The organism is Sphingobium sp. KCTC 72723 (assembly GCF_014280435.1).
In the GTDB taxonomy this organism is placed as follows: domain Bacteria; phylum Pseudomonadota; class Alphaproteobacteria; order Sphingomonadales; family Sphingomonadaceae; genus Sphingobium.
Genome location: NZ_CP060388.1, coordinates 2,860,909 through 2,887,712 on the forward strand (window position 1 = coordinate 2,860,909; position 26,804 = coordinate 2,887,712).

At 59.0% G+C, this 26,804-nt stretch carries 26 protein-coding genes and 2 pseudogenes; 20 read left to right on the top strand and 8 right to left on the bottom strand.

All coding sequences use genetic code 11. The features are described 5' to 3' along the window. The first annotated feature begins 3 nt into the window (after positions 1-3). The 15 genes from SPBM01_RS14105 to SPBM01_RS14175 all read left to right on the top strand — a co-directional run bounded on the left by SPBM01_RS14105 (position 4) and on the right by SPBM01_RS14175 (position 16,048). Positions 4-1,179: an aromatic ring-hydroxylating oxygenase subunit alpha gene (locus SPBM01_RS14105; protein ID WP_096063727.1), complete on the top strand. Its 1,176-nt coding sequence runs from the start codon at positions 4-6 to the stop codon at positions 1,177-1,179. Next, a complete protein-coding gene (locus SPBM01_RS14110; RefSeq protein ID WP_088189915.1) occupies positions 1,176-1,673 on the top strand; it encodes an aromatic-ring-hydroxylating dioxygenase subunit beta in 498 nt (165 codons plus the stop codon). Before SPBM01_RS14105 ends, SPBM01_RS14110 begins: the two co-directional genes overlap by 4 nt. Positions 1,674-1,838: 165 nt before the next feature. Continuing rightward, positions 1,839-2,762 carry a fatty acid desaturase gene (locus SPBM01_RS14115; RefSeq protein ID WP_088189914.1) on the top strand — a complete coding sequence of 308 codons (924 nt, stop codon included), beginning with the start codon at positions 1,839-1,841 and terminating at the stop codon, positions 2,760-2,762. A gap of 131 nt (positions 2,763-2,893) precedes the next feature. Next, positions 2,894-3,799, top strand: a complete 906-nt coding sequence (locus SPBM01_RS14120) for an SDR family NAD(P)-dependent oxidoreductase (protein ID WP_088189913.1) — start codon at positions 2,894-2,896, stop codon at positions 3,797-3,799. A gap of 1 nt (position 3,800) precedes the next feature. Next, positions 3,801-4,646 (top strand): MaoC family dehydratase, encoded by an 846-nt coding sequence (locus tag SPBM01_RS14125; RefSeq protein ID WP_088189912.1) that lies wholly within the window; start codon positions 3,801-3,803, stop codon positions 4,644-4,646. Next, positions 4,643-6,112, top strand: a complete 1,470-nt coding sequence (locus SPBM01_RS14130) for a hydroxymethylglutaryl-CoA synthase family protein (protein ID WP_169575435.1) — start codon at positions 4,643-4,645, stop codon at positions 6,110-6,112. The genes SPBM01_RS14125 and SPBM01_RS14130 overlap by 4 nt, the downstream gene beginning before the upstream one ends. A gap of 4 nt (positions 6,113-6,116) precedes the next feature. Then, positions 6,117-7,322 (top strand): acetyl-CoA acetyltransferase, encoded by a 1,206-nt coding sequence (locus SPBM01_RS14135; protein ID WP_088189910.1) that lies wholly within the window; start codon positions 6,117-6,119, stop codon positions 7,320-7,322. 52 nt (positions 7,323-7,374) lie between these two features. Then, on the top strand, positions 7,375-8,592 hold the full coding sequence (locus tag SPBM01_RS14140) for a CoA transferase (protein WP_169575436.1): 1,218 nt from the start codon (positions 7,375-7,377) through the stop codon (positions 8,590-8,592). 1 nt (position 8,593) lies between these two features. After that, positions 8,594-10,261 carry an acyl-CoA dehydrogenase family protein gene (locus SPBM01_RS14145; protein ID WP_169575437.1) on the top strand — a complete coding sequence of 556 codons (1,668 nt, stop codon included), beginning with the start codon at positions 8,594-8,596 and terminating at the stop codon, positions 10,259-10,261. Then, a complete protein-coding gene (locus SPBM01_RS14150) occupies positions 10,258-11,409 on the top strand; it encodes an acyl-CoA dehydrogenase family protein (RefSeq protein WP_096063720.1) in 1,152 nt (383 codons plus the stop codon). Before SPBM01_RS14145 ends, SPBM01_RS14150 begins: the two co-directional genes overlap by 4 nt. Before the next feature lie 16 nt (positions 11,410-11,425). Then, complete coding sequence (locus SPBM01_RS14155) at positions 11,426-12,268, top strand: MaoC family dehydratase N-terminal domain-containing protein (RefSeq protein ID WP_096063719.1); 843 nt, start codon at positions 11,426-11,428, stop codon at positions 12,266-12,268. A 28-nt stretch (positions 12,269-12,296) separates the two neighbouring features. Then, entirely contained in the window at positions 12,297-13,445 is a 1,149-nt protein-coding gene (locus tag SPBM01_RS14160; RefSeq protein WP_096063729.1) for an acyl-CoA dehydrogenase family protein, read from the top strand. Between the two features lie 112 nt (positions 13,446-13,557). After that, the gene (locus SPBM01_RS14165) at positions 13,558-14,385 is read left to right on the top strand and encodes an HpcH/HpaI aldolase/citrate lyase family protein (protein ID WP_088189905.1); all 828 of its coding nucleotides are present in this window, start codon (positions 13,558-13,560) and stop codon (positions 14,383-14,385) included. After that, positions 14,382-14,984, top strand: coding sequence for a 2-keto-4-pentenoate hydratase (locus SPBM01_RS14170; RefSeq protein ID WP_096063718.1), 603 nt, complete (start codon positions 14,382-14,384; stop codon positions 14,982-14,984). Before SPBM01_RS14165 ends, SPBM01_RS14170 begins: the two co-directional genes overlap by 4 nt. Then, positions 14,984-16,048: an SDR family oxidoreductase gene (locus SPBM01_RS14175; protein ID WP_096063717.1), complete on the top strand. Its 1,065-nt coding sequence runs from the start codon at positions 14,984-14,986 to the stop codon at positions 16,046-16,048. Before SPBM01_RS14170 ends, SPBM01_RS14175 begins: the two co-directional genes overlap by 1 nt. A 219-nt stretch (positions 16,049-16,267) precedes the next feature. On the opposite strand, the gene SPBM01_RS14180 is transcribed toward SPBM01_RS14175, so the two are convergent. Continuing rightward, a complete protein-coding gene (locus tag SPBM01_RS14180; RefSeq protein WP_206378075.1) occupies positions 16,268-16,846 on the bottom strand; it encodes a transposase in 579 nt (192 codons plus the stop codon). 261 nt (positions 16,847-17,107) lie between these two features. Between SPBM01_RS14180 and SPBM01_RS14185 the strand changes: the two genes are divergently transcribed. Next, the gene (locus SPBM01_RS14185) at positions 17,108-17,437 is read left to right on the top strand and encodes a transposase (RefSeq protein ID WP_169575438.1); all 330 of its coding nucleotides are present in this window, start codon (positions 17,108-17,110) and stop codon (positions 17,435-17,437) included. A 214-nt stretch (positions 17,438-17,651) separates the two neighbouring features. On the opposite strand, the gene istB is transcribed toward SPBM01_RS14185, so the two are convergent. Together istB and istA are read right to left on the bottom strand one after the other, a co-directional pair. Next, on the bottom strand, positions 17,652-18,392 hold the full coding sequence (gene istB, locus SPBM01_RS14190) for an IS21-like element helper ATPase IstB (RefSeq protein ID WP_119749909.1): 741 nt from the start codon (positions 18,390-18,392) through the stop codon (positions 17,652-17,654). A 15-nt stretch (positions 18,393-18,407) separates the two neighbouring features. Continuing rightward, complete coding sequence (gene istA / locus SPBM01_RS14195; protein ID WP_096064130.1) at positions 18,408-19,961, bottom strand: IS21 family transposase; 1,554 nt, start codon at positions 19,959-19,961, stop codon at positions 18,408-18,410. A gap of 179 nt (positions 19,962-20,140) precedes the next feature. On the opposite strand from istA, the gene tnpB reads away from it, so the two are divergent. Both tnpB and SPBM01_RS14205 read left to right on the top strand, forming a co-directional pair. Continuing rightward, complete coding sequence (gene tnpB, locus SPBM01_RS14200) at positions 20,141-20,413, top strand: IS66 family insertion sequence element accessory protein TnpB (RefSeq protein ID WP_169575401.1); 273 nt, start codon at positions 20,141-20,143, stop codon at positions 20,411-20,413. Between the two features lie 59 nt (positions 20,414-20,472). Beyond that, positions 20,473-20,643 carry a hypothetical protein gene (locus SPBM01_RS14205; protein WP_169575400.1) on the top strand — a complete coding sequence of 57 codons (171 nt, stop codon included), beginning with the start codon at positions 20,473-20,475 and terminating at the stop codon, positions 20,641-20,643. On the opposite strand, the pseudogene SPBM01_RS14210 reads toward SPBM01_RS14205, so the two are convergent. After that, positions 20,603-21,050 (bottom strand): annotated as a pseudogene (locus tag SPBM01_RS14210) (IS110 family transposase); the annotation flags it as partial. The gene SPBM01_RS14205 and the pseudogene SPBM01_RS14210 sit on opposite strands and share 41 nt — an antisense overlap. 72 nt (positions 21,051-21,122) lie before the next feature. Between SPBM01_RS14210 and SPBM01_RS21955 the strand changes: the two are divergent. Together SPBM01_RS21955 and SPBM01_RS14215 are read left to right on the top strand one after the other, a co-directional pair. Next, positions 21,123-21,272 (top strand): annotated as a pseudogene (locus SPBM01_RS21955) (IS630 family transposase); the annotation flags it as partial. A gap of 89 nt (positions 21,273-21,361) precedes the next feature. Continuing rightward, the gene (locus tag SPBM01_RS14215) at positions 21,362-21,607 is read left to right on the top strand and encodes a hypothetical protein (protein ID WP_235955276.1); all 246 of its coding nucleotides are present in this window, start codon (positions 21,362-21,364) and stop codon (positions 21,605-21,607) included. A 368-nt stretch (positions 21,608-21,975) separates the two neighbouring features. Here SPBM01_RS14215 and SPBM01_RS14220 read toward each other — a convergent pair whose 3' ends face one another. From SPBM01_RS14220 to SPBM01_RS14235, 4 genes are all read right to left on the bottom strand, one after another. Next, on the bottom strand, positions 21,976-22,821 hold the full coding sequence (locus SPBM01_RS14220; RefSeq protein ID WP_119748733.1) for a fumarylacetoacetate hydrolase family protein: 846 nt from the start codon (positions 22,819-22,821) through the stop codon (positions 21,976-21,978). Positions 22,822-22,960: 139 nt separating this feature from the next. Further along, positions 22,961-23,398, bottom strand: a complete 438-nt coding sequence (locus SPBM01_RS14225; RefSeq protein WP_188062311.1) for an EamA family transporter — start codon at positions 23,396-23,398, stop codon at positions 22,961-22,963. Positions 23,399-23,464: 66 nt separating this feature from the next. Further along, positions 23,465-23,878: an EamA family transporter gene (locus SPBM01_RS14230; RefSeq protein WP_223177704.1), complete on the bottom strand. Its 414-nt coding sequence runs from the start codon at positions 23,876-23,878 to the stop codon at positions 23,465-23,467. A 434-nt stretch (positions 23,879-24,312) separates the two neighbouring features. Next, positions 24,313-26,526, bottom strand: a complete 2,214-nt coding sequence (locus SPBM01_RS14235) for a TonB-dependent receptor (protein WP_262504175.1) — start codon at positions 26,524-26,526, stop codon at positions 24,313-24,315. Between the last annotated feature and the right edge of the window lie 278 nt (positions 26,527-26,804).

Consider the following 26,804-nt stretch of genomic DNA (forward strand, 5'->3'; position numbering starts at 1 on the left):
GCGATGACCGAAATGAAGTTGTCCTGGCCAAAAAACTACAATGAAGTTCCAAAAGAGGCTTTTGTCCGAGAGGACATATACGCGGAAGAGGTCAAGCGTATCTTCCACGGTACTGAATGGCATCCGGTCGCTCATGAAAGTGAATTGCCTAACGCAGGTGATTTCAAGACATACCGATTGTCGGGTGTGCCACTGCTTATCGGGCGCGACGTCGAGGGCGTGGTGCGGGTGTTTTATAACGCGTGCTCGCACCGCGGCAATCAACTCGAAACGGCGGTCATGGGCAACAAGACCGAATTTGAATGCCCCTATCACCGTTGGCTGTTCGATTCGAAAGGCGATCTGGTCGGCTGTCCGAACCCTCGGGAATTTCTTCCCGGCTTCAACAAAGCAGACTATCCGCTTGCCCAGCCGCGGTTTGACATTTTTTTCGGCCTTGTTTTCGTCACGCTCTCATCAGAAACCGAGCCGCTATTGGCATATCTTGGAGATTCGCAGAATACGTTGCGCGAACTGCTAGCAGGCGATGGGCGTCTCAAACTGCTCGGCTACCAGAAAGTGCGCTATGATACGAACTGGAAGTCGTACACCGACAATGATGGCTATCATGCCCCATTGCTTCATCAGGCGTTCAAGATGCTTAACTGGCAAGGCGGCAACGGTCGCCAGTTTACAGCAACAAAACGCGGCCACATTTGTTTCGAATCTGCGCTTTCTGTGGCAACCGGGCCCACCGTGCTGAAAGACAAATCGCTGATCGAATTCAAAGGGCAGGATCCGGCGGTCGGCTCACGGATCGTTTCTCTCTTTCCCACTTTTGTTTCGACGAAGCATCTTGATGTCATTAATTTGCGTTTTGCGACACCAATCGATGCTGAGACGGTCGAGGTCCACTATGCCTATTTCGCGCATCAGGATGACGACGAGGACATGGTTCGGCACAGACTGCGGCAAAGTTCAAACCTGCTGGGGCCATGCGGCCTGATCAGCATGGAAGATGCCTCGATTTTCCATCGCATCCATATCGGAAATCATACGCCCGGCTCTGCCATCTTCCAAAAGGGAGTGCATGACCCTTTGAAGCTGGAATCGGAGTTCCTTCAAAACGACGAGAGCGGTAATCTGCCGCGCTGGGAATATTATCGGTCGGTCATGGGTTTCGAGAGGGCGACGGCATGATAGAGACAGATATGTCGCTTGAAGCGGCGCTCAATGCCGTTCTGCTAGCGGATGCTGACGCGCTTGATAGCAAAGATATGCAGAGATGGCTTGATAATTACGCGGACGAGGAGAATGCGTCGTATTTCTGCCGTTCGGCGGAAAATTCAGAGCACGGACTTGCCCTTGGCTTTATGTACGACGACTGCCGGGCGAGGCTCGAGGATCGCGTCACTTTCGTAAATGACATTTGGGTCGGCACATTTCAGGACTATCGTACACGTCATTTCGTGCAATTGACCAGCTATCATCGAGCCGATACAGCCACTTTGGAAATGCGGTCCAACTTTTCCGTGTTCATGACGCCTAAAGACAGTGGCATCACCCAGGTGCTTGCCGCAGGCCAATATCTTGACAGCGTGCGGCAACAAAAGAATGGCGGGCTGAAGCTATTGTCGCGGCGGGCTGAGCTCGATACCTCTGTGCTTCCACGATATTTGGTCTATCCGATATGACGATCCGGTGATAGGTGTTGCATATTATGCAACACCTGCTATAGCTAAAGCTGTTGAACGACAGCCAAAATTGGGACGCGCGGACCGTAATTGGCCAATTGGCAGACGGGGTGCTAAACTTGATTGGCTGCCCCCATCAACAAGTAAGAATTCGGGAGACGTGGCATGGTTGCGAGTGCTTTTCCAAAAAGCCAGCAAGAATATTTTGAGCAACTTCGCCAACCTCCAGTGCTGGCGCTGCCAACCGCCTTGTTGTTTGTCGCCTCGATGGGCGGTATCGGCTGCGTCTGGTATCTCTCCTTGACGGGGAAGATGCCCATTTGGCTTGGCACCATTGCCAACGGCTTGATCACTTACCTACTTTTCAGCGTAATACACGACGCAGCGCATTATTCTCTCTCGAGAGTAAAATGGCTGAATGAGTCGATTGGGGCGATCGGGCTCTTCTTCTTGTTCCCCTATGCGCCGATGGTGCTATTACGCTGGGTACACAACAAGCATCACAGTTACGCCAATGGTCCACTCGACCCCGATCGCTTCGAGCATGAATCACCTTGGTGGCAGGTGCCCTTCCGTTGGACGTTTTTTGATGGTGCGTACATCCACTACTTCCTGAAACGAGGCCAGAGCGTTCGCAAGAGACACGGGAAAGAACTCGTCCTGTTCTATAGCGGTTTGCTCTCCTTGTTCGTAGGTGCGATCTATTTTGGATTTGGTTTTGAACTGTTCATGCTATGGTTCCTGCCCTCGCGCATAACGTTATTCCTGATTGCTGTGGTTTTCGTGATTCTGCCGCACTATCCGGCTATGGTCGCGCAGGACGAGCAGCCCTACATGGCGACAACGATGCGCTATGGATGGGAATGGCTGCTGACGCCATTGCTGGTCTATCAGAATTACCACTTGATCCATCATCTCTATCCGGAAATTCCTTTCTACCGGATGCACAGGGCCTATTTCGTTAAATATGACGAGATCAACCGTCAGGACATCAGCAGGCAGACAGCATTCGGGCTCAAGCCAGAAAACATCGCATCTCATCTAGCCTATCGTCAATCTAGAGACTCGACAATCCAACCGGCGGAATGATGGCGGTCGGCATCCGTGGCTCGGTGACGGAGTGGTCATGGCGCTGGCTTTGAACCGCGTTTGGCTAGCATGAGGATTCAGCCGAGCTTGAGGGAGAGCCACGGCAATACAGGGAGATGCGAAGGGTGGGAATGCTTGAGGATAAGGTCGTTGCTGTGACTGGCGCGGGAGGAGGGATTGGTCGTGAGATCGCGTTGCTTTGCGCTCGCGAAGGCGCCTGCGTTGTAGTCAATGATTTTGGAACTTCCTCTTCGGGCGAAGGCAAGGATGCGGGTCCCGCATCACAAGTGGTTGCCGAGATCGAGGCGGCGGGCGGCAAGGCGTGCGCTAATCTCGCCAGTGTCACTGATTCGTCTGGCGCGGCTTCGATTATCGAGGATGCGGTCAACACCTTTGGACGCATCGACGCCGTGGTGAACAACGCCGGTATCCTTCGCGACCGCATTTTTCACCGAATGAATGAGGCCGAATGGCGCGCCGTGATAGACGTTCATCTGCATGGTAGCTTCCTCGTGTCGCAAGCTGCTGCGCCGCACTTCAAGGAGCAGGGCTCCGGGGCATTCATCCATTTCACGTCAACGTCAGGATTGATCGGCAATTTTGGTCAAGCGAATTACTCCGCCGCGAAGCTGGGCATTGTGGGCTTATCAAACTCGATTGCGCTCGACATGCAGCGCTTTGGCATACGCTCAAACTGCATCGCGCCCTTTGCCTGGAGCCGAATGATAGGCACGATCCAGGCCGAGACCGAGGACGACAAGCGTCGCGTCGAGCGAATGAAGTCGATGTCGGCGGCAAAGATCGCGCCGTTTGCCGCATTCCTCGCCAGCGACGCATCGAAAGATGTGAGCGGTCAGATATTTGCGGTTAGAAAGAACGAGATTTTCCTTTTCAGCGTGCCGCGTCCGCTCCGCTCTGTACACCGCTCCGACGGCTGGACCGTCGAGACGATCGCGAGCGAATTGCTGCCTGCGCTTAAGCCCAGCTTCCACCCGCTGCAGAGATCGACAGATATTTTCAGCTGGGATCCTATCTGAGGTGGCGCTCGACCCGGATCGACTGCTACAGCTACCGCCTCAGGAAACCCGGCACAGCTTCACCAAACGTGACACGATCTTATACGCTTTGGGTGTGGGTGCTGATGATTTGCGCTTCGTGTACGAGAAGGGGTTGCAGGCCCTGCCGTCAATGGCAGTGGTACTCGCCTATCCCGGCTTCTTCTGGCAGGATCCTGCTTACGGCATTTCATGGCAGAAGATCCTTCATGGTGAGACCTCGGTTGAACTGTTTGCGACACTTCCCACAGAAGGCGATCTTTTGGGCCGTACATGCATTGATGCCATTTTCGATAAGGGCGTGGACAAGGGCGCGATCATACTTACCTCGCGTCGTATCGAGAATTCTACCGGTATACACCTCGCGACGGTGCGCAATACTCTGCTCCTGCGCGGCGACGGCGGTTTTGGCGGCCAGGCCGATGGCGCTCCTCGCCCCCGTCCGCTCCCGGACGATCGCGCACCTGACCATGTCGTGAAGCTGCCCACCGATGAGAAACAGGCGCTGATCTACAGGCTGTCAGGCGATTATAATCCGCTGCACGCCGATTTGGACGTGGCGCGCGCAGCAGGGTTCCCGCGTCCAATCCTACATGGCCTGTGTACATACGGCATTGCGGGCCGCGCTGTTCTGTCGGCTCTATGCGGTAACGATCCAACGCTGCTTAAGCGGATGGATGTACGCTTCTCGAGCCCAGTCTTTCCGGGGGAGACGATCAGGGTAGAAATTTGGCGTGAGGATGGCGACCGCGCCGCCTTCCGAGCGACTGCTGAGGAGCGCAGTGTGGTCGTTCTCAACAACGGTTATGCGGAGATGGCACCATCATGAACGCCAATTCCGGAATCCTTTCCTATGGTGCCTACATACCTCGCTTGCGGCTGCAACGTTCGGCGATATTCGCGGCCAACGCTTGGTTTGCGGCCGGCCTCAAAGGCCTCGCGATGGGCGAGCGTGCGATTGCCAACTGGGATGAGGACAGCGTCACGATGGCAGTCGAGGCGGCGCGCGATTGCCTCACCGGGTTTGACCGCGGCACAGTCACAGCGCTGTCGCTCGCCTCGACCACCCACCCCTTTGCCGATCGGCTAAACAGCGGCATAGTCAAAGAAGCGCTGACTTTGTCGGACAGCATCTCAGCGCTGGACGTCGCGGGAAGCCAGCGTGCTGGCACATCGTCGCTTATTCAGGCGCTGAACGCCGGAGTAAACGGGGGAACGCAGCTTTGCGTCGCGTCCGAGTTGCGCAAGGCGCGTCCCGCATCAGAAGGGGAACTGGTCCAGGGCGACGCTGCCGCCGCGATACTCGTTGGCACTGGCGATCCGATTGCGCGCTTTATCGGGTCACACAGTGTGACGCTCGACTTCGTCGACCATTTCCGAGCATCGGGAGCCGACTTCGATTATACGTGGGAAAGCCGCTGGATCCGCGACGAGGGCTACTCCATGCTCCTCGGCGATGCGCTCGCCGCTGCGATCGAAACTCTTGTCGTTGATCCGGCGAAGATCGACCGCCTCCTGATCCCCATCACCGTGCGTGGCGTGCCCGAAGGCCTTGCAAAAAAGCTTGGCGTGCCCGCCGCCGCCGTTGCCGATACCCTTGCGCCGAACGTCGGCGACAGTGGAGTTGCCCATCCGCTGCTGATGCTGGCGGCGGCGCTGGAACAGGCAAGGCCCGGCGAGACGATCATGCTGGTCGGCTTCGGCCAGGGTTGCGACGTGCTGCTGTTCGAGACGACCGAAGCCATCGCTAACCTGCCGAGGCGTGACGGCTTTTCCGGCGCGCTTGCGCGCGGCAAGGCGGATGAGAATTACCTGCGCTTCCTGTTCCACCGCGGCCTGCTCGATCTCGACCGTGGCATGCGTGCCGAGGCCGACCAAAAGCAGCCCGGCACAACCTTGTTCCGCAACCGCAAGACAGTGCTTGGTCTGGTCGGCGGGCGCTGCACCAAGACCGGGACCGTCCAGTTCCCGCGCTCGGAAATCAGCGTCAATCCGAACGACCGTGCCATTGGCACGCAGGAAGATTATCCGCTCGCCGAAAAGCAGGCGCGGATCGTCACCTACACCGCCGACAGCTTGACCTATTCGCCTGCCCCGCCGCAATATTATGGCATGATCGATTTCGAGGGCGGCGGGCGGATGTTTACCGAATTCGCCGATGTCGATGCCGAGAGCATCGAGGTCGGCTTGGCGATGAAGATGATGTTCCGCATCAAGGCGGTCGACGAGAAACGCGATTTCATCAAGTATTTCTGGAAAGCCGTGCCGGTGCAGCAACCGGCAGCGGGGGAGTGATCCGATGGCTAAAGGCATCAAGGACAAGGTCGCAATCCTCGGCATGGGGTGCGCGAAGTTTGGCGAACGCTGGGACAAGGACGCCGAGCAGCTCGCCGTCGAGGCCTTTCAGGAAGCCATCGCCGACGCGGGCATCGACACCTCGCAGATCGACGCTGCATGGCTGAGCGTGGCGTTCGACGCGGTCAATATCGGCCCGTCCGGCATCCCGCTCGCCACCGCGCTGCGCCTGCCCAATATCGGCGTCACCAAGGTGGAGAATTATTGCGCCAGCGGCACCGAGGCGTTTCGCGGCGCCGTCTATGCCGTCGCATCGGGTGCCGCCGACATTGCGCTCGCGGTCGGGGTCGAGAAGCTCAAGGATACCGGCTATGGCGGGCTGCCGGTGCGCACGCGCGGGTCGACCTTCGACATGATCGGCGTCACTGGCTCTGCACCCGGCAATTTCGCCCAGCTCGCTGCGGCCTATCGCAACGCGCATGGGGTGTCGAAGGACGACCTCAAGCTGGCGATGGCACATGTTTCGGTAAAGAGCCACGCCAATGGTGCGAAAAACCCTAAAGCACACTTGCGCAAGTTGATCGACATTGACACAGTCATGAACGCGCCGATGATTGCCGATCCGCTGGGGCTTTTCGATTGTTGCGGTGTTTCCGACGGCGCGGCCTGCGCGATCGTCACGACACCCGAGATCGCCCGTACGCTGGGCAAGCGGGACCTGGTAACAGTCAAGGCGCTACAAATCGTCACCTCCAACGGGTGGGAGAGCCAGGGCACGGTCTGGAACGGAAGCTATTTCCACACCACGCGTACCGCCGCCGTCAAGGCTTATGACGAGGCCGGTGTCACCAACCCGAGAGACGAAATCAGCCTAATCGAGGTTCACGACTGCTTCTCGATCACCGAATTAGTAACGATGGAAGACCTTTACATCAGTCCCGAAGGCGAGGGTTGGAAGGACGTGCTCAACGGCTTCTTCGATGCCGACGGCAAGGTGCCTTGCCAAATTGACGGCGGACTCAAATGCTTTGGCCATCCGATCGGCGCGTCGGGACTGCGCATGATCTACGAGAATTATCTGCAATTGCTCGGGCGCGCGGGCGAACGCCAGCGCAGCACACCGCCAAGGCTCGCCCTGTCGCACAACCTTGGCGGTATGCCCAACCAGAATGTCAGTGCGGTCGCCATCGTGGGCCTTCCGGATGCGTAGTTACCAGGCCGGAACTGCGGCACGCCCGCGCGCTACGCCGGGCTGATCGGCGATGTACCGGCTGCTTGACAGGATGCGCGTGGTCGAGGCGTCATCGTTCGTCGCCTCTCCCACTTGCGGCATGTATCTGGCGCAAATGGGGGCCGAGGTGATCCGCTTTGATCAGATTGGCGGTGGGCCCGATTTCAGGCGCTGGCCGCGCGCGAAGAACGGAGCCAGTCTCTATTGGGAATCGCTCAACAAGGGCAAGAAGTCGATTGCGATCAATCTCGCAAGTGCTGAAGGCCGCGCACTTGCGATCACCTTGATTACCGCGCCAGGGCCAACGGGCGGACTGTTCGTCACGAACTATCCTGTCGAAGGGTTTCTGTCGCATGAACGCCTTTCTGCATTGCGGCCGGACCTCGTCACGCTGCGGATCATGGGCCGCGCCGATGGCGGTCCCGCGCTAGACCACACCGTCAATTGCGCGGTCGGCTTTCCCCAGATCACCGGACCGTCCGGCCTTGGCGATGCGGTGGTCAATCATGTGCTGCCCGCCTGGGATTTGCTGACCGGTGCCTATTCCGCTTTTGCTTTCCTTGCTGCCGAACGCCATCGACGCGATACCGGCGCTGGCCAGGAAGTGCGCGTCCCCTTGGCGGATATGGCGATCGCCAGTGTCGCCAACCTTGGTATGCTTGCCGAAGTGCTCGACAGCGATGCGAACCGGCCACGGCTCGGCAACCAGATATTTGGTGCGTTCGGGCGCGATTTTACAACCACCGACGGCCACCGGCTGATGCTGATGGCGCTTACTGTGCGCCAATGGCAAGGTCTCGTTGAGGCGCTCGGCATTGCCCAAGGGGTCGCACAGATCGAGGCCGGGCAGGGCGTTTCGTTCGCACGCGATGAAGGTATCCGCTTCGAGCATCGCGATAAGCTGGTGCCGTTGGTCGAGGAGGCGGTCGCCAAGCGCACACTCGCCGATCTTGCCTGCGCGTTCGAACCGCTCGGGGTTTGCTGGAGTCCCTACCAGAGTATGCGGGAAGCTGCCGATGATCCCGATCTGGTCCGTGCCAATCCGATCTTTACCGAGGTCGAGCAGCCAAGCGGTGCACGTTACCCGATACCCGGCGCGCCGGCCACAATCCCAAAAGCCGAACGGCTGCCACCGGCCCGGGCGCCGCGGCTCGGCGAGCATACCGATGAGATTCTCGCCAACGTGCTTGGCCTAAGCTCCGGCGAGGTCGGCAAGCTGCACGACAGCGGCATCGTGGCCGCGGGTTGAGATGGGCTGTTCGGCTTATCCGTCGCTCGAGGCTCTGGTCGACCAGACGGCAGCGGCGCTTGACGCAGCGCGCAGCTTCGCCGCCGACGTTCGTAGCCGGCTCCTGGGCAATGTCGGTGAGGGCGCCGCAGTCAATCCCGCGCTGCTCGATCACCATCAGCATGATGCCCATGGCTATGCCTGGATTGAAACGACGATCGCCGCGCTCAAAGCGCTGATGGGCTGGGCGGTGGCGGCGCAGGAGCGTGGCGATTTCGGCGAAATCGATGCGCTGATCCTGCGCCTCGCCTTCGCCGACTATCTCAGCCAGCTTGCAGGGGGACTCGCCATCGGCCCCAACGAATATTTTCGGCCCGGGCGAATGGGGCTCGAGGCGTCGGCACGCCGGATGGTGGATGATCCTGCAGTCTGCGCGCTGATCGCGTGCGCGGACGCGCAAAGCCGCGCCAGCCTGATCGCGCTGGTGCGTGCCGGGGCCAGCGTGAACGAGGCGTCCGGCGACGCAGCGCTCGACGAAATCCGCGCTCAGTTTCGACGGTTCACCGCCGAGCGGATCACGCCGTTTGCACATCGCTGGCATCTCGACAACGCGCTGATACCGGACGCGCTGATCGCAGAGCTCGGCGCACTCGGGACGTTCGGCATATGCGTCGATCCCGAATATGGCGGGCTTGGGCTTGGCAAGCTGGAAATGTGCGTCGTGACTGAGGAACTGAGCCGCGGCTGGATCGGGGCTGGTTCGCTTGGCACGCGTAGCGAAATCGCCGCCGAGTTGATCGGGCTCGGCGGCAGCAAGGCTCAGAAGGCCCGCTGGCTGTCGGGCCTGGCAAGCGGCGAGATTCTGCCAACCGCGGTGTTCACAGAGCCCGGTGCCGGGTCCGACCTTGCCAGCCTGACCACGCGCGCGGTGGCGGCGCCCGACGGGAGCTGGCGCATCTCAGGCGCCAAGACCTGGATCACCCATGCCGCACGTACCGATCTGATGACCATGCTCGCACGCACCGGCGGCGAGGGCCATCGTGGGCTCAGCATGTTCCTGCTCGCCAAGCCGCGCGGTAGCGAGACCGACCCGTTCCCTGGTCCTGGTCTCGCCGGAAGCGAGATCGCGGTCCTGGGCTATCGTGGTATGCGCGAATATGAGCTGAGTTTCGATGGCTTCGAGGCATCCGCTGAGAGCCTGCTCGGGAACGTTGAGGGCGAAGGCTTTCGCCAACTCATGCGCACCTTTGAAGGCGCACGCATCCAAACTGCTGCGCGCGCGGTCGGCGTTGCCTGGCGTGCGTACGAGCTCGGGATCGATTACGCCCTTGCGCGCAACCAGTTCGGACGCCCGCTGGTCGACTTCCCGCGGGTTGCCGACAAGCTCGTTGCGATGCTTTTCGAGACGGTGGCTGCCCGCGAACTGGCCTATGCTGCGGCGCGCACCAAAGACGCCGGCGGACGCAGCGACGTAGAGGCAGGGATGGCGAAGCTGCTTGCCGCGCGGGTTGCCTGGACCAACGCCGACGCGAGCCTGCAGATCCACGGGGGCAACGGATATGCGCTGGAAACCGAGATCAGCCGCATCCTGTGCGACGCGCGCATCCTCTCTGTGTTCGAAGGCGCGGCCGAGATACAGGCGCACATTATCGCACGTGGTCTCCTCGAGCGCGGGACCGCAGAACGATGACCGAGGCGTATGAGGCGATCCGGGAAGAGGTTGCCAAGTTGTGCGCCGACTTCCCGGGCGAATATTGGCGCGCGAAGGACAAGGACCGCGCTTATCCGGGCGAGTTTGTCGAGGCGTTGAACAGCGCGGGTTATCTCGCCGCGCTGATCCCGGAGGAATATGGCGGTGCCGGGCTGCCGCTTTCGGCGGCCGCAGCGATCTTGGAGGAAATCCACCGCTCGGGTAGTAATGGGGGCGCCTGCCATGCGCAAATGTACATCATGGGCACGGTGCTCCGCCATGGATCGCAGGCGCAGAAGGCCGAGTATCTGCCCGGAATTGCCAGCGGCGCGCTGCGGCTCCAGGCATTCGCCGTGACCGAACCGTCAAGCGGCACCGACACCTTGTCTATCACGACTTTCGCGCAGCGCGACGGCAATCGCTACATTGTGAACGGGCAGAAAATATGGACGTCCCGCGCAGAGCATTCGGACTTGATGCTGCTGCTCGCTCGTACGACCCCCCGCGACCAGGTCGAAAAACGCACCGATGGCCTTTCGGCCTTCCTCGTCGATATGCGTGAAGCACACGGGAAGGGCATGTCGATTCGTCCTATCGACACCATGATGAACCATTCGACGACCGAAATCTTCTTCGACGATGTGGCCATCCCTGGCGCCAATCTGATCGGCGAGGAGGGCAAGGGCTTCCGATACATCTTGTCCGGGATGAATGCCGAGCGGATACTGATCGCTGCCGAATGCGTTGGCGATGCCAAATGGTTCATAGACAAGTCCGCCGCCTATGCCAGGGAAAGGTGCGTTTTCGGGCGGCCGATCGGACAGAATCAAGGCATTCAGTTCCCGATCGCCCGCGCCTATGCGCAGATGCGCGCCGCGGAGTTGATGGTTCACGACGCGCTGCGCCGCTACGAGGCGGGCGAGAACCCCGCAGCTGAAGCCAATATGGCGAAAATGCTCGCGGCCGAGGCAAGCTGGGCCGCGGCCGAGGCCTGTGTCCAAACGCATGGTGGCTTCGGCTTCGCCGCCGAATATGATATCGAGCGCAAGTTCCGCGAGAACCGCCTTTATCAGGTCGCGCCGATCTCGACGAATCTCATCCTATCCTATCTCGCCGAGCATGTCCTTGGCCTGCCAAGGGCCTATTGATGGCGAGGGTCGCACGATGAGCCAACGCTGGAACGATTGGCTCGGGAAGCCTTTGCGTACGCACGACATGGTTTCGCAACCGGCGGTGAACCGCTTCGCCGCGCTGCTCGACGTGCCGCAACCCATTGGCGCGGATGCGCCCCACGGCTTCCATTGGTGCCTGTGCTTGCCGGATGCGAACATGGCCGATATCGACAGTGACGGGCATCCCGTGCGGGGCGCGTTCCTCCCGCCGATCGCGCTCCCGCGACGGATGTGGGTGGCGAGTGATGTCAGTTTCCATACCCCGCTTCAGATCGGCGCGCAGATCGAACGTGTTTCGACGGTAATGTCGGTCGCTGAAAAGGACGGGAGCGCGGGCAGCCTTGCGTTCGTTGAGGTCGATCACGTCACCAGCGCGGGTGGAACCGTCGCGATCCGCGAGCGACAGACGATCGTCTATCGTGAAGCGGTGGGATCCGTCCAGGCGACGGCCAATACGGGGGGAGCACGGCCCGATCTATCAAACTGGACCTGGCACCGGCACATGGTCCCGAACGAGGTGCTGTTGTTCCGCTATTCGGCGTTAACCTTTAATAGCCACCGCATCCACTATGACCTTCCCTATGCGACGGCGGTTGAGGGCTATCCCGGCCTAGTGGTACAAGGGCCGCTGACGGCAAGCCTGCTGCTCGATTTGTGCGTGCGTGAACTCGGCTCGGACGTACTCACCAGCTTCGCCTTTCGTGCCCGCACGCCCGCTTTCGCGGGGCCTGAAATGCATCTTGTGGGGCGGCGGGACGGCGGTGAAATCAGTCTTGCCGCAATCGGACACGACGGCCGTACCATTATTTCTGCCTCTGCAACGATACGGTCGTGAATATCAAAAGATGAAAGGAAATGCCGCCATGGCACTCGATCTGGAGACACGAGATCAGTTGATCGGCACCATTCGCCGTTTTGTTAGCGAACGGCTGCGGCCGATCGAGGCAAAGGTCGCCGAGGCGGATGAGATCCCGAACGAGGTGATTGATGAAATGCGCCAGCTCGGCTTGTTCGGCCTGTCGATCCCGGAGGAATTCGGCGGGCTGGGGCTGTCCATGGAAGATGAAAGTCTCGTCGCGCTTGAGATCGGTCGTACCAGCCCGGCATTCCGCTCGGCCTTCGGCACCAATGTTGGCATCGGCAGCCAGGGCCTCGTGATGTTCGGCAATGATGAGCAGAAGCACCGCTGGCTTCCGGGAATCGCGAGCGGAGAGATCATCACCAGCTTCGCGCTGACCGAGCCTGAGGCCGGCAGCGATTCTGGCTCGGTCAGGACACGCGCGCGGCGCGAGGGTAACGAATATGTTCTCGACGGATCCAAGATCTATATCACGAATGCCGACAAGGCCGGTCTGTTCACGGTGATGGCGCGGACCAACCCGGATGAAAAGCGCGGGGCAGGCGTCACCGCTTTCCTTGTACCCAGTGAATTGCCGGGGTTGGGCGTCGGGCCGCCCGAGCGCAAGATGGGCCAGCAGGGTGCGCATATCTGCACGGTCAACTTCGACGGCGTGCGTGTCCCCGCGGCGAACCGCCTCGGCGAGGAGGGAAGCGGGTTCCGTGTGGCGATGCAGGTGCTCGACCGCGGCCGGCTGCACCTCTCGGCTTTGTGCGTCGGCGTGGCCGAGCGGCTGATCTCCGATTGCGTCGCCTTTGCCTCCGAACGGCGCCAGTTCGGCAAGCCTATCGCCGAGTTCCAGCTCGTCCAGGCGATGATCGCAGATTCCAAAACCGAGGCGCTGGCCGCGCGAGCGCTAATGCTTGAGACCGCGCGCAAGCTCGACGCCGGCGAGAGTATCACACTGGAGGCGGCCGCTTCAAAATTGTTTGCGTCTGAAATGGTCGGCAGGGTTGCCGATCGCGCGGTGCAGATCTTCGGCGGCGCCGGATATGTCGCCGGTCATGGTATCGAGCGCTTCTATCGCGACGTGCGCATCTTTCGTATATACGAGGGCACTTCTCAGATTCAGCAATTGGTGATCGCGCGCGAGACCCTGAAGCGCGGCGGTTGAGCTGGTCTTGCCCTGTCTTGAACAGGACCAGGCAGAGAAGGGTGCGGCGTATGTGGTGCAGTCGAGGTCCTACTTGGGGCATATGGACCGTGGACACGAAGGTATCTTGACCATGCGGAGCAGCATCACACTGCTTTTCGTGCCTGGCGACCGGCCCGAGCGTTATGCGAAGGCGGCCACCTCGGGCGCGGATGCTATTATCATCGACCTTGAGGATGCGGTTGCTCCCGCAAATAAGGTGCAAGCCCGTACAGCACTTTGCCACGTCGTCGCCTTGCCCGCTGACATGGATATTTTTGTGCGTGTAAACGCAGTCAATACCCCATGGCACGAAGAGGATCTGGCGGCGATCGCATCGCTTCCCCTGTCCGGGTTGATGCTCGCCAAGACCGAGTCCGCGCATGACGTCGAGCAGGCTTCCGAAGTGGCCGCGGGCCAGCCGGTCATCGCCTTGCTCGAAACGGCGCTTGGCTTGTCGAGGGCGCGAGAGATATCCGCCTCCGCCTGCGTGCGGCGCCTGGCGTTCGGCAGCATCGATTATTGCGCGGATATCGGCGCCGCGCATCGGCGCGAGCCGCTGCTGGCGGCGCGCAGCGAGATTGTACTCGCCTCGCGTCTGTCATCCTTGCTTTCGCCAATCGACGGCGTGTGCACGTCGCTGGGCGAAGAAGCGCTGCTGGAAGATCACGCGCGTTATGCCTTGGATCTTGGGTTCGGCGGCAAGCTCTGCATCCATCCCAGTCAGATTGCGCCGGTGCGAATCGGCTTCGCCCCCACACGGGAGGAGCTGGCTTGGGCGCAAAGGACACTGGCTACAGGTGAGGATGGCGCGACTTCCGTGGATGGAACCATGGTCGATGCCCCGGTCAGGGTCCGCGCCCGCCAAATCCTGCGGCGCGCCAATCGTGCGGGCACGGCTATTCAGGAAGAAGCATCATGAACAATTCAGAGGGTCTGTGGAAAGCGGACGCCGGCGAGAATCGTGGCGACCAGTCGCCTGCTGGTCTGACAGATGCTTGCTCGGCACAACTGTGGCGGGCGGAATGGGAGCGCCGCCGCATTGCGCCGCTTAGCTCCGCTCACCCCAGGCTGTCGGAGGACGACATCTATGCAATTGCCGCGCGCACCTTCCAGAGGCGCGACCGACAGAAGATCGGTTTCAAGCTGGGCTACACTAGCGCCGAGATGCGCGCGCAGATGGGCATTAACGACCCCAATTTCGGCGTGCTGACAAAGGATCTGCTCGTGTCCGAAAGAACGGGTCGGGTAGATAGCGAAAACCTGTTCCATCCCCTGATCGAGCCTGAAATCACACTGCGTGTGGGGCGCGACGTCCATGGCCCCGATCAGACGCGCGTTAGCATCAGCTATGCGGTGGTTTCCGCAATTGCGAGCCTCGAAATCGTGCATACCCGCTATCAGAGCTATTGCTTTTCCGCGGTCGACAATATCGCGGATAACAGCTCGAGCGCGCGGGTGGTGCTCGGCCGCCTCGATCATTCCGGTCGCTCGATGACCTGCGCCTGTGCGCCGTGCTAATGTCGTCGAAAGGCGCGACGATCGCTCATGGGATCGGCGCGAACGCGCTCGGGGATCCGCGCGCGGCGCTCGCCTGGCTCGCCAATTTCCTGGGGCAGCGCGGCGAATGTATTCCCGCCATGAGCATCATAATGACGGTCGGGCTCTCACGCGCCCACGCCGCCCAAGAAGGAGATACAGTCACTGGTGAGTTTACCCTGCTGACATTGTTTCGGCCATTTTCTGATGTGGCCGTCAATGCCGGTCGAAACCAAGAAGGGATCCTGTCGATGGATTTGAAGCTAAGCGGCAAAACTGTGGTGCTGACGGGTGCTAGCAAGGGCATCGGGCTAGCGGCGCTCCGGACTTTTGCCATGGAAGGTGCCCGGGTGATTGCCGCTGCGCGTGCAAGCCCGGCTTTGGAGGTGGAGGTCGCCGCGTTGCGCAAGGCAGGGCATGACGTAATTGCATGCCCCTGCGATATTACACGCGATGACGATGTGCAAAATCTGATCGAGACCGCGCAGCGTTATGCGGGGCGCATTGACGTGTTAGTCAATAATGCCGCTGGTAAACTACCCGCTGGCGACTTTATGGCGATCTCCAGCCAGGAATGGCTGGATGGTTGGAATGAGAAACTGCAATGCTACATCCGCACCGCCCAGGCGGTGTTCCCGCTCATGCGCGATCAGGGCGGCGGTCGCATCGTCAACGTCGTTGGTGCTGCTGCGCGAAACCCGAAAGCGTCTTACATGGCGGTCGGCGTCACAAACGCCGGATTGATCAACTTTACGAAGTCGCTGGCGGATCATGGCGCGCCGCATGGCATTCTTGTTGCCGGGGTAGCGCCTTCGGGGGTTATGACGGATCGCTGGCGACGCCTGATCGAAAAGCGCGCCGAAGGCGAAGGCAAGACGCCCAAAGCGCTACAGGCGGAAATGGACGCAACCTTCCCGCTCGGGCGAATGGCTGATCCTGAGGAAGTCGGCGATGTCATTTGCTTCGTGGCGTCGCCCCGGGCCTCATATATTTCTGGCAGCATCATCACGGTAGACGGAGCCTCGACGACTGGCGTATTCAATTAGAAGACCTGGGCACCTCCATCAACCCGTTGATCTGAGCGGACTTGAGCGTTCAGCGCAGGATTTGGCATGATTGGGGCCGCTTGGGTCTCCATTCTGATGGCTTTTGTTGGCATTGCCGTCTTTCAGGCGCAGCTATCCCGTCGCTACCCGTCGTTCATGGAAGATGAGTCGGTGCATGTTGTAGACGAGGGGGGCGTGGGTGATCTTGGCTTCGGCGCGCTAGATGCCGATGGTGCGGATGAACAGCCCCATCTGGTCTTTCTGCCGGGCGAACACATGTTCGACGCGGGCGCGGATTTTCGATTTGGCGGCGTTGGCTCTGGTGGTGCGTTCGGGCATCGGCTTGCCGCGTGGCTTCTTGCGATGGATTCGGCTGACCCGGCTCTGCCGCTTGAGCCATGCCTCGTTGGCTTGGCTCCGATAGGCCGTGTCGGCCCAGACATCGGAGGCGGTGTTGTCGCTGGTGACTACATCACGCAGCATTTGTCCGTCGAAGCGCGCTGCGTCGGTGACCTTGCCCTTGCGGATGAAGCCGAAGGTCCGGCAGATCGACACGCTGCTCTTGTAGCCGAAGCTCGGGATGGCGATGTCGATGCCCGGCTTGCCGTTCGCCAAGGGTTTGGCCTTTGCGAACTTGAGCGTCCAGCGTGCGTCGGTGTCCTTCTGCGCCGCCCTGACTGGCTCATCGGGCCAGATCTCGCAGGCCTTCTTGCCCGCCTTGATCGCATCCTTTTCAGGCGCCGTGTTGCGCTGCTTGGGCGCAGCCACCAGTGTGGCATCGACGATCTGCCCACCCACGGCGAGATAGCCGCGTTCCTTGAGCTGGAGACCCGCAAAAACCTGTAGCGTTTACGCGGTCATGGTGATTCACTGATCGGGAGCGATTATGGAGAGCCGTGGTGGATCCGAAGTCCCTGTTCAGTTTGAGCGACCATCTTGAAGCGTTGAGCAAGGAAGGCGGTACGCCTCCGGTGAGGGCCGCCTTGCGGTGATCGGCTGATATTTGGAGATGGCACCGGTGCAAGCACTGGTGTTTGCACCGGTACTAGAGACGGTGCGATGGGTCAGGTGACGATAATTTCGGGCGTTGAGCGGCGGCGGGTATGGTCTGACGACCAGAAGCGGACGCTGGTGATGGCGGTGTCGCAACCCGGCGCGAACGTGGCGGAGATCGCGAGGGAGGCGGATCTACGGCCGGGCCAGATCTATCGCTGGCGGCGACAGATGTTCGGTGATGCGAACGGTTTTGCCGCCGTTGCGGTGAAGCCTGATCCAGCGCCGCCGACGGGGCCAGCGGTTGTCGTGGAGCTGGGCAGCATCACGGTCCGCATAGCGGCGGATACGCCGCCGGATTTGGCTGCTGCCGTCCTGCGGTCGCTGCGGCGGTGATCCCGGTCCCCTCGGGTGTCAGGATATGGATCGCGACCGGGCATACCGATATGAGGAAGGGTATGCGATCCTTGGCTGCGTATTTCGTAAAAACGGGACATTCGTTTCGCTAAATCGCGGACAGCGGTTTCGCTAATTCCGGGACAGCTGGAGGTGTGTTTTCCGTTTGCCTTGTTGAAGTCGGGTTGGCTGATCGCGCGGCTTTGCTTTGAGGTCAAGCCTGAGGTGGTTTTTGCTTGCGCATGCTGTCCCCTTCGAGGGTGATGCGGTGGGCATTGTGGATGATCCGGTCGAGTATGGCATCGGCGATGGTGGGTTCGCCGATCATGTCGTGCCAGGCGGTCACAGGGAGCTGGGCGGTGATCAGCGTGGATTTTCGCCGATAGCGTTCCTCGAAGATTTCGAGCAGATCGAGCCGCTGCTGATCGCTCAGCGAGTGGGTGCCCCAGTCATCGAGGATAAGCAGTTCGACCCGCGCCAGCCTGTCTGCCAGACGCGGGAAGCTGCCGTCGAGGCGTGCAAGAGCGAGCGCGTCGAACAGGCGCGGCATGCGCATATAGAGAACCGGATGATCGAGCCGGGCAGCTTGCCGCCCAAAGGCGCAACCCAACCATGTTTTTCCGGTTCCGGTCTGGCCGGTAATGATGAGATTCTCATGAGCCTTGAGCCACGCCCCTTGCGCGAGCGACAGGATAGCGCGGCGGTCCATCCCGCGGTGCGCGGTAAAGTCGATGTCCTCGATACAGGCATCGGCAAAGCGCAACCGCGCGGACCTGAGCTTGTTGCCTAGACGCCGGTCCGCACGGACCGCCATTTCGCGGTCGAGCATCAACCCGAGCCATTCCTCGCGGGCAAGATCCTCGCCGCTGCCTTGTGCGGTCATCTCGCGCCACGCGGCGGACATTCCGGCGAGGCCAAGCGCATGCATCTGATCAAGGGTGGGATTGTTCAACATGGGAGTTTCCTTTCTTCATTGATAATAGCCCCGGCCACGGATGTTCGTGTGCGCAGGCGTGGGTCGTGCCGGCTCGGTCGCCGGCCTGATCCGGTCGAGCCCGGATTTGAGGATCGCGGCGACCGAAGAGTAGGAGACCGCGTTGATGATCAGCGCGCGTTCGCATGATGCTTCCACCCGGTCCCGCTCGTAGCGCCGGGCCAGCGACAGAACGCCCATCGCCGAACGATAGCCCTGTTCAGGATGAGGCCGGTCGCGCATCAGCCGTTCGACCAGGATCGCCGCGTTGACGCCGATCTGGTCGGCTTTGCCGATCAGGCTGGCTGGCGTCATGTTGGCATAACGCTGATGGGCCTTGGGCATATGCTCGCTCACCGTCACATGGCCCCGGCGCTGGGACCGCCGGACATGGCTCGCCACCCGCTGGTGATCGTGGAACAACTCGACCACCCTGTGGGTGAGCCGGACATCGACCTGCCGCCCGATCAGCCGGTGCGGGACCGAGTAGAAGGTCTTGTCGACCTCGACATGATAATCGGGATGGACCTTGGCCCTTTTCCACTCGGCATATTCGAACCGCGCTGCCGGGAGCGGCGCAAGGGCGCTCCGCTCGATCTCTTCGAACAGCGCGCGGCGCGATCGCCCCACATGGCGCATCGGTCGATCATTCAGATCCTCGAGCAACACGGCGATCGCCGCATTCAGGTCCGCAAGGGTGAAGAAGCGCCGGTTGCGCAGTCGCGCAAGGATCCAGCGCTCGACGATCAACACGGCCCCTTCGACCTTGCCCTTGTCGCGTGGACGACGACTGCGGGTCGGCAAGATTGTCGTGTCGTAATGATCCGCCATCGCTGCAAAGGTCTGGTTGAGCGTCGGCTCGAACCACAGCGCCTTCGCCACCCCGGCTTTCAGATTGTCGCAGACAATGGCGCGGGCTACCCCGCCGAAGTAACCCAGCGCTTGAACCTGGCCTTCGATCCAGTCGGGGAGCTTCTGACTCAGGCTGGCCATCACGAACGTCAGCGACGAAGCCCCCAGAACCGCCACGAAGATCTGCGCCTGGTGTATTTCCCCGGTCGATGGATCGATCAGCGGCACTGTATGACCTGCATAATCGGTCTGCATCACAGCACCCGCCTCATGCCGATTACGGAAGCTTGCATGGGTGCACTTCTGGAAGGCCGCAAAGCGATCGCAGAACCAGGTATAGCCATAGCCATTGGGATGCCCGGCGCGATATTCTTGCCAAAGCAGCGTCAGCGTCACACCCTTGCGCTTGATCTCGCGCGCAACCACCGGCCAGTCCGGCTCGCTCAGATCCTGCGGAGGCCGCCCGACACGGCGAAAGAGAAGCTGCTCAAGAGCCGCATCATCGTCATATCCCGGTGGCAGTGGCCAGCTGGAAAGGCCCACTTCGCGTGCACGCAGGACATAGGTCGATACTGTCGTCTTGCTGAGCTTCAATCGCTCCGACACTGTCCGTACTGATAGCCCCTGATCATAGGTCAGGCGCAGAATCGATCGCATGTCCTTCACGTTCGTTCGTCTCGCTTGCTTCCGTCTTGGCATCTTCCCTCCCATCACCTTGATGAAAGGACTCAATGCCACTCCGGCGCGCCCGAAAAACGAACCTCATTCCCGCCCGAAACCACTGTCCCGGAATTAGCGGAATCGCTGTCCCGTATTTACTGAAATCACTGTCCGCGAATTACCGAAATCCGTGTCCGGGAATTTGCGAAACACGCACCTTGGCCCTGCAGATACAGCAGAGCTTCAAGCGGGACCCCCATGCCGGTGATCTCTATGTCTTCCGAGGGCGCCGGGGCGATCTGTGCAAGATCCTGTGGCACGATGGCATTGGCATGTCGCTCTATGCCAAGATCCTGGAGCGCGGGAAGTATATCTGGCCGTCGGCTGTAGACGGGGTAATTGCCATCTCTGCCTCCCAGCTGGCTTGCATGCTTGAGGCGATCGACTGGCGTAACCCGCAAGCAACCTGGCGCCCGACACTGGCCGGATAATCGGTGTCGGGAGGCTAAAAAGCTAGAGATTCCGGTGCTTTTCTGCTATGCCTTTAGGCATGGGTGACGCGGCGCAAGCAGAGATCCAGAGCCTTCGCGAGCAGCTTGCCGCAGCCCAGGCGGTCGCCGCCGAGGTGGCCCGGATAAAAGCGATCAACGCCGATCTGGAAGCCCGCAATGCCCTTCTGGAACCCATCCATATTCTGTCAGATGCCCACGGATTGCATTAATGAGCTGGGTCCGCTGCCGCACCAGAAGGTCCCGAGCCCGAAAGACGAGACCTGCCGCCTGCTGCTCCTCGCTTTTCACGGCTACAAACCGCATGTTCGGTCTCTGAGCCGCCTCACAAATCGCCTCGGCATCGACCGCATCATTTTTATGACGCTTCACGAACGGCTTCACATACTGGCGGAATCAGCCGTACCTCATGGCCGATATGCGCCAGTTGGCGCGCCCAATGATGAGCTCCGCCGCAGGCTTCCAGCGCGACCACGCATCGGGGTTGAGCGGCGAAGAACGCAAGTAACTTGCCGCGGCTGATCCGTTTGCTGAAGAGCGCGTGCCCGCGCGCATCCGCACCGTGAGCGTGAAAAACATGCTTGGCGATATCCAACCCAATTGTGCTAACTTCCGACATGGACGCCTCCTCAAGTGGTGTTCAACACCTCCACTATGGCACATCGATGCCGCCGGGGGGCGTCCACCCCATCAGTTCATGCGCGATAAGTGGCTGTCCAACCGCATCTTCACATCCCACGACAACATCATCGACCTTTGCTGCGAAGCCTGGAACAGGCTGATTGATCAGCCATGGCGCATCATGGCAATCGGAAGCCGCAAATGGGCGCGTGGGTCATGATCACTGCAGGTTGGTATTAGCGTGCAGATACGTTACTTTCGTGTAGTCACCCCATCTTCCATCAGTCCGATGCCGCTATCCGCGGCCATGTGTTTGTCTCGTTCCTCGCTCTGACGCTGGCCAAGGAACTGACCCGCTTGTGTCAGGAAAAGGGCTTGCAGCCCGAATGGCAGCCGCTCCTCAACGATCTCGATCGCCTTCAGGAAGCCACCATCGAAAAGGACGGCAAGGTCATTACCACCCGCACCCACGTTTCGGGCCAGGTGGGGAATGTCTTCAAGGCAACCGGCATCGCGCTGCCGGCCAATATCAGCGAACTGCCGCCGCGAACCTGAGCCTCTGCAAGCTCAACCAAACTCAAAAATGTAGTGGTAATACTCGCGCCGGTGCGTGCATGTCATTGAACAAAAATGCCTTTTCCAAAAGCACTGTTCAAGTTGGGCATGACGCATCTCTGCCTCCTGTCAGACCCAATGAAGCAGATCAGGCGATCAAATGCGAGGGGTTTTTGGAGGTGCCCACCTGCGCACGGTTGGGGTAGACAGCGCTATTTCAATCGAAGTTCCCTAGAGGAGGGTTGGACGTGGCCCACGGTTCGATTGTTCAGGAGCAGGTTGGCTTTGCTGGGCGCACTAGGGGTTCCATCATCGCTGGACGAACTCGGAAAGCTGATCGACTGGGTAGGTGAAGCAGAAAGAAACGATCAGCCGTCGCTGACGATCGTATTTTCGATCACCCCAACGTCTGACACCTCAACGCGGACCACATCGCCCACTTTGAGCAGGCCATTAGTTGCCGCGCCTACACCCGATGGCGTGCCCGTCGATAGGATGTCACCGGGTTCTAGAGTCATTACCTGCGACAGATAAGCGATCTGATCGTAAATGTTGTAGATCATGTCGCCGGTCAGGGTAGACTGCCGCTCTTCACCATTGACCGTGAGGCGGAGCGTTAGTGCGTGTGGATCAAGGATTTCGTCGTCGGTTATGATCCACGGACCGATTGGGCCATGCGTGTCAAACGACTTACCGAGCGTGAAAGTGGGTGTGCGGTGTTGCCAGTCGCGTGCCGAGACATCATTGGCGACGGTGTAGCCAGCGATCACTGAACGTGCATCTTCTGGCAGCACATTGCGGCAACGCTTGCCGATCACTACAGCAAGCTCGGCCTCATAGTCCAACGCATTCGAAACAGCCGGATAAACGATCGGTGATGCTGGGCCAGTGATGCACGACACCTGCTTGTTAAACCACAGCTGGCTTGTTGGCACGGGTATACCAGCTGCGATCGCCTCTTGCGCATGCGCTTGATAGTTCATACCGATCGCCAGAAACTTCTGCGGATCGGTGATTGGGGCTTCGAGAATGACGCTCTCCAGCGGGAGCGCCGGTTCATCTGCCGCTTCAATTGAGCCGCGGATCTCGGGCAGATCGTTCAGCAACTGCCGCATTGAGCCATGCGGCGCTATCGCACTTAGATCGACAACATTGGTGCCCACGACTTTGCCCAACCTGGTAATTCCGTTCGCAGTGTACCGAACCAGTTTCATATTCATTCCTCCCATGAACTACTTTTTCGCTACTTTGATAGGGCACTTCAGAACAAGGTACAAAGTATATAATCTAGTTGAAGACCTAGGCACGGTTGGGGTAGACAGCGCTATTACAATCGACGTTCCCATAGCAATTTCAAAATCGGGATGCTCTTTGTTCACGCACAGCGTCCACAGCGAAGAAGATCAATCCGGACCAGATGGATCCGAACGTGAACAGGTGCAAAAGACCGAAAGGTTCATGGAATAAGAGGACGGCCTGCAGGAACTGGAGCGACGGGCCAATGTACTGGAATTGGCCTGCAAGCGAATATGGCATCTGTTTGGCTGCGACTGAGAAAAGCAGCAGCGGTACCGCCGTTACGAATCCAGTAAAAATCAATAGTACGTTGGTAGATGAGTCGCCGCCAAACACCGGTATCCCGTTTTGGGAACTTAGAAATAGCCACGCTATCGCTAGCGGTGCCATGAGAGATGTTTCGATCAGAAGGCCGCAAAGTGGATCCAAAGGAGCAACCTTTCGGATCAAGCCAGCGATGCTGAATGTAAATGCCAGAACCATCGCGATCCACAAGCTGTTGGGGCCTTTTCCAAAAGCAAGGGCGACTACACCCAAAGCAGCCAGGCCGACGGCAAATGTTTAAAGCCGCGTCAAGCGTTCGCCCAGCGCCACGACGCCAAGAACCACGGTTATCAAAGGGGTTATGAAAAAACCGAGACTGGTCTCGAGTATACGATCGTTCAGAACGGCCCAAATATACACGAGCCAGTTCACTCCAATGAGCGCCGCAGTCGCAGCAAACAACCCGACCAGACGCATATCAATCGTCCGGCGTAGCGAGGTCCATCGCCCGAGCAGGCTGACGATAATTGCTAAAAGAAAAACCGACCATAGGACACGATGTGCCATGATCTGGCTCGGCGGCACTGCCTGCAATTGCTTCATGTAAAACGGCATGGCTCCGTAGATCAGATAGGCCAAAGTTGCGTAAACAATACCGGATCGCAACCTTAGTTTCTGACCGGAAACCTCAGGATCTGCCGTCTTTCTCAAGGTAATACTCTTTCGATCAGAAATGCGGATTAACATGCTTGAACTAGTTCATCATCCCTATTAATTTTCCTCCGAAATGACGGGGGGATTACGTCGTCCGATCGACCGTGGTTCTATTGCTGTTGCTACGCATCCTTTAGCCCGACGGCACTTGACCTTCCTTCGCCTCGGCCTTTTCGCTTCCGAAAACAAGTTGAGGTAGCCTAAATTGCCCTATCTGCTAAACCCCTAAAACTGGTATCAGGGTTGGCCAAAGATCGCTGACAGATCGCGACATAATTACTCTTGCTCAAAGGAAGAGCGGGTGCTCTGATCGCCCGCTCTTCGTCACGGAGTCACTACGCTGTTAAAGCGCTCTCAAATCTTTTCACGATCGATGTTGCTCAACGCTAGGATCAACCGCGCCTGTCAAACATTCTCGTTATGTCGCAATGTCAGAATCGAACCTCGAACGAAGCACCTATTTTACGCGGTTGTTCGTAGAAACCGTCGGTACTGAAGGCACCCGGGCGAATAGTCTGGAAGACTTTTTCGTTAGTCAGATTGGTGACCCACAAGCTCGCCTTCCAGGCCTCGCTGTCGGGGGTCCAGAAAATCGAGGCGTTCGTAAGTGTGTAGGAGGGTTGAGAAAAAATGTTCAGGAAATCGTAATATACGCGCGAACTCCAAGAAAGATTTGCGCCTGCGCCGAATGTACCTCCACCCATCGCGGTTGTATAATCCGCTCCAAAGTTGCCCGACCACTTCGGCGCCCTGGTCATCACGTTGTCGGACGCATCGGCGGTAGCAACAATGTTTCCGCCGGTGGCCCGGGGAATAAAACCCTGCGCCGCTGTGAAGTCCTTATAACGGGCATGCGTGTAGGCTACAGCAGCACGAAGTTTGAGGCCGTCAAATGGCGAAATGAAGGTTTCCAGTTCTCCGCCATAAATCTCTGCGTTTGCGGCATTCTGTAGAATGTAAGCTGGGCTATTAGCTGCTCGGGCCTGCAGTTGCAGGTTCTTATAGTCGTAGTAGTAAGTTGCGAGGTTTATCCGTAGCCAGGGCAGCGGGTCAGTTTTCAAGCCCACTTCATAGGCAGTGATTTCTTCAGGAAGAACCGGAGTACTCAACGTCGCAGCCATGTTGTAGACGCCGCTCTTGAACGCCGTGCTGTGAGTCGCATAAACGTTCGTGCGTGATGTAATTTCGTACCGGGCACCGACCTTGTAGTTGAACTTATTAAAGGTTTTGCTGACATCATTTACGACCGTATTTCCGTTCAGAATTTGCGTAAAGCTGCGTTTTTCGGTTGTATAACGTCCGCCAAGCGTAACGAAAAGGCCCCCAGCAAGCTCGTAAGTTCCCTCGCCGAAACCAGCAAATGAGCGACCCGAGAGTTCGGGTTGAAGGTGCGGACCTACCAGGGGACTTGGTGGGGTTGTCGTCGAAAATGGGCTAAGATTAGAATGACCGCCGAACTGATAGAAATATCCGCCGACAAGCCATTGAAACGGGCCCGCGTTTGTAGAGCTCAGTTTGAGCTCAGAGCTTCCAGATTCTGTAGCGAATAAAGCAGGAAAGTTGCCAAAGTCGATATTCGAGGCATCAGAGTCTGTTTCTTGGTACCAGCGGAGATTGAGAAAACCACTAGTCGACTCAAGGTTAACGGTTCCCAGATCGACTGAGACATGTAACGCCGCAGTCCATCGGCGTAAGTCAAGTACTGGAACGCGGGTAAGCGAGGTCTCCCAAGGGCCGCGCGGCAGAATTACACCGGGAAATGCTCGACCTAAGGTGTTTCCATCGATCGGTTGTGGGGCATTTGTCGTGCTCTGCTGATCGAAAAACTCTCCGGTCAAAACCACCTTGACGTTGTCGGCTGGTTTTAGCAGAAGTTTGCTGCGGAGGTCGATGACACGCTGACCGCCCAGCGTTCCGCCGCGCACAAGGTCCTTGATATAACCATCGTTCTTACGGAAGAGCGAGGCGAAGTCGAGCGCCGCCGTTTCACTGATCGGTCCCGTAACATACATTCGCGCGTCGTAGTCTCCGGCATCATTGCGCATACGGCCCACTCGAACTGAGGCCTTGCCACGAAAATCAAAACTCGGGTCAGGCGTGATTACATTAATAAGACCGCCAGTTGCGTTGCGTCCAAAAGTTGTACCTTGCGGACCGCGCAAGACCTCGACGCGCTCGACTTCGACCAGATCAATCCAGTTCGCTGCCGATTCGGGCTGATAAACGCCGTCAACATATGTCGCGATATTTGGCTCGTCACCGATCGAGATGCCGGTCGAACCGACCCCGCGGATCACCGGCTGGAACACGCCCATGTTGCGGCTGCCGATGAATCCGGGAACCACTTGGGTCAATGTGCGAAGGGTCGAAACATCCGCTGCCGCCAAGCCGGCTCCAGTAATGGCGGTGACTGCGACCGGCACATCCTGAAGGCGCGCCTCCCGACGGGTGGCGGTAACTACGATGTCCCCGAACGCCGAAGCCGGTTCTTGTTGCTGCGTCGAGGCAAGCTGAGAGCCCGTAGTTGGAGCCTGACGCGTTTCCCCAGCAGCATCCTGTGCGATCGAAGCCGATGAGCAAAGCATTGCGCCCATGCAAGCACCTGAAAACAACACAAAACGACTCTGGTTATATTCCCGTTTCACGACATCTCTCCCCACTTTTTGACTGCAACTTATTTCAAGTGTCAGCTTACATGCATTCTATATTCGGCGAATAAGCGCAGCACGAATGCTTCCCGCCTCTGGTGCCGACTTCGAACCTTGACAACGGCCCTCTGCACCGGTTTGCTAGAAAACGCAATGTACATTATGCAAAGGAGATCGACTCTCCGCGATTTTCTCAGGTGGGTTAGGGCCTGAATCGACACAATCGACTGTGACGAAGGCACCGGCTGATTACGATGTGCAACTGAAGCTGGACC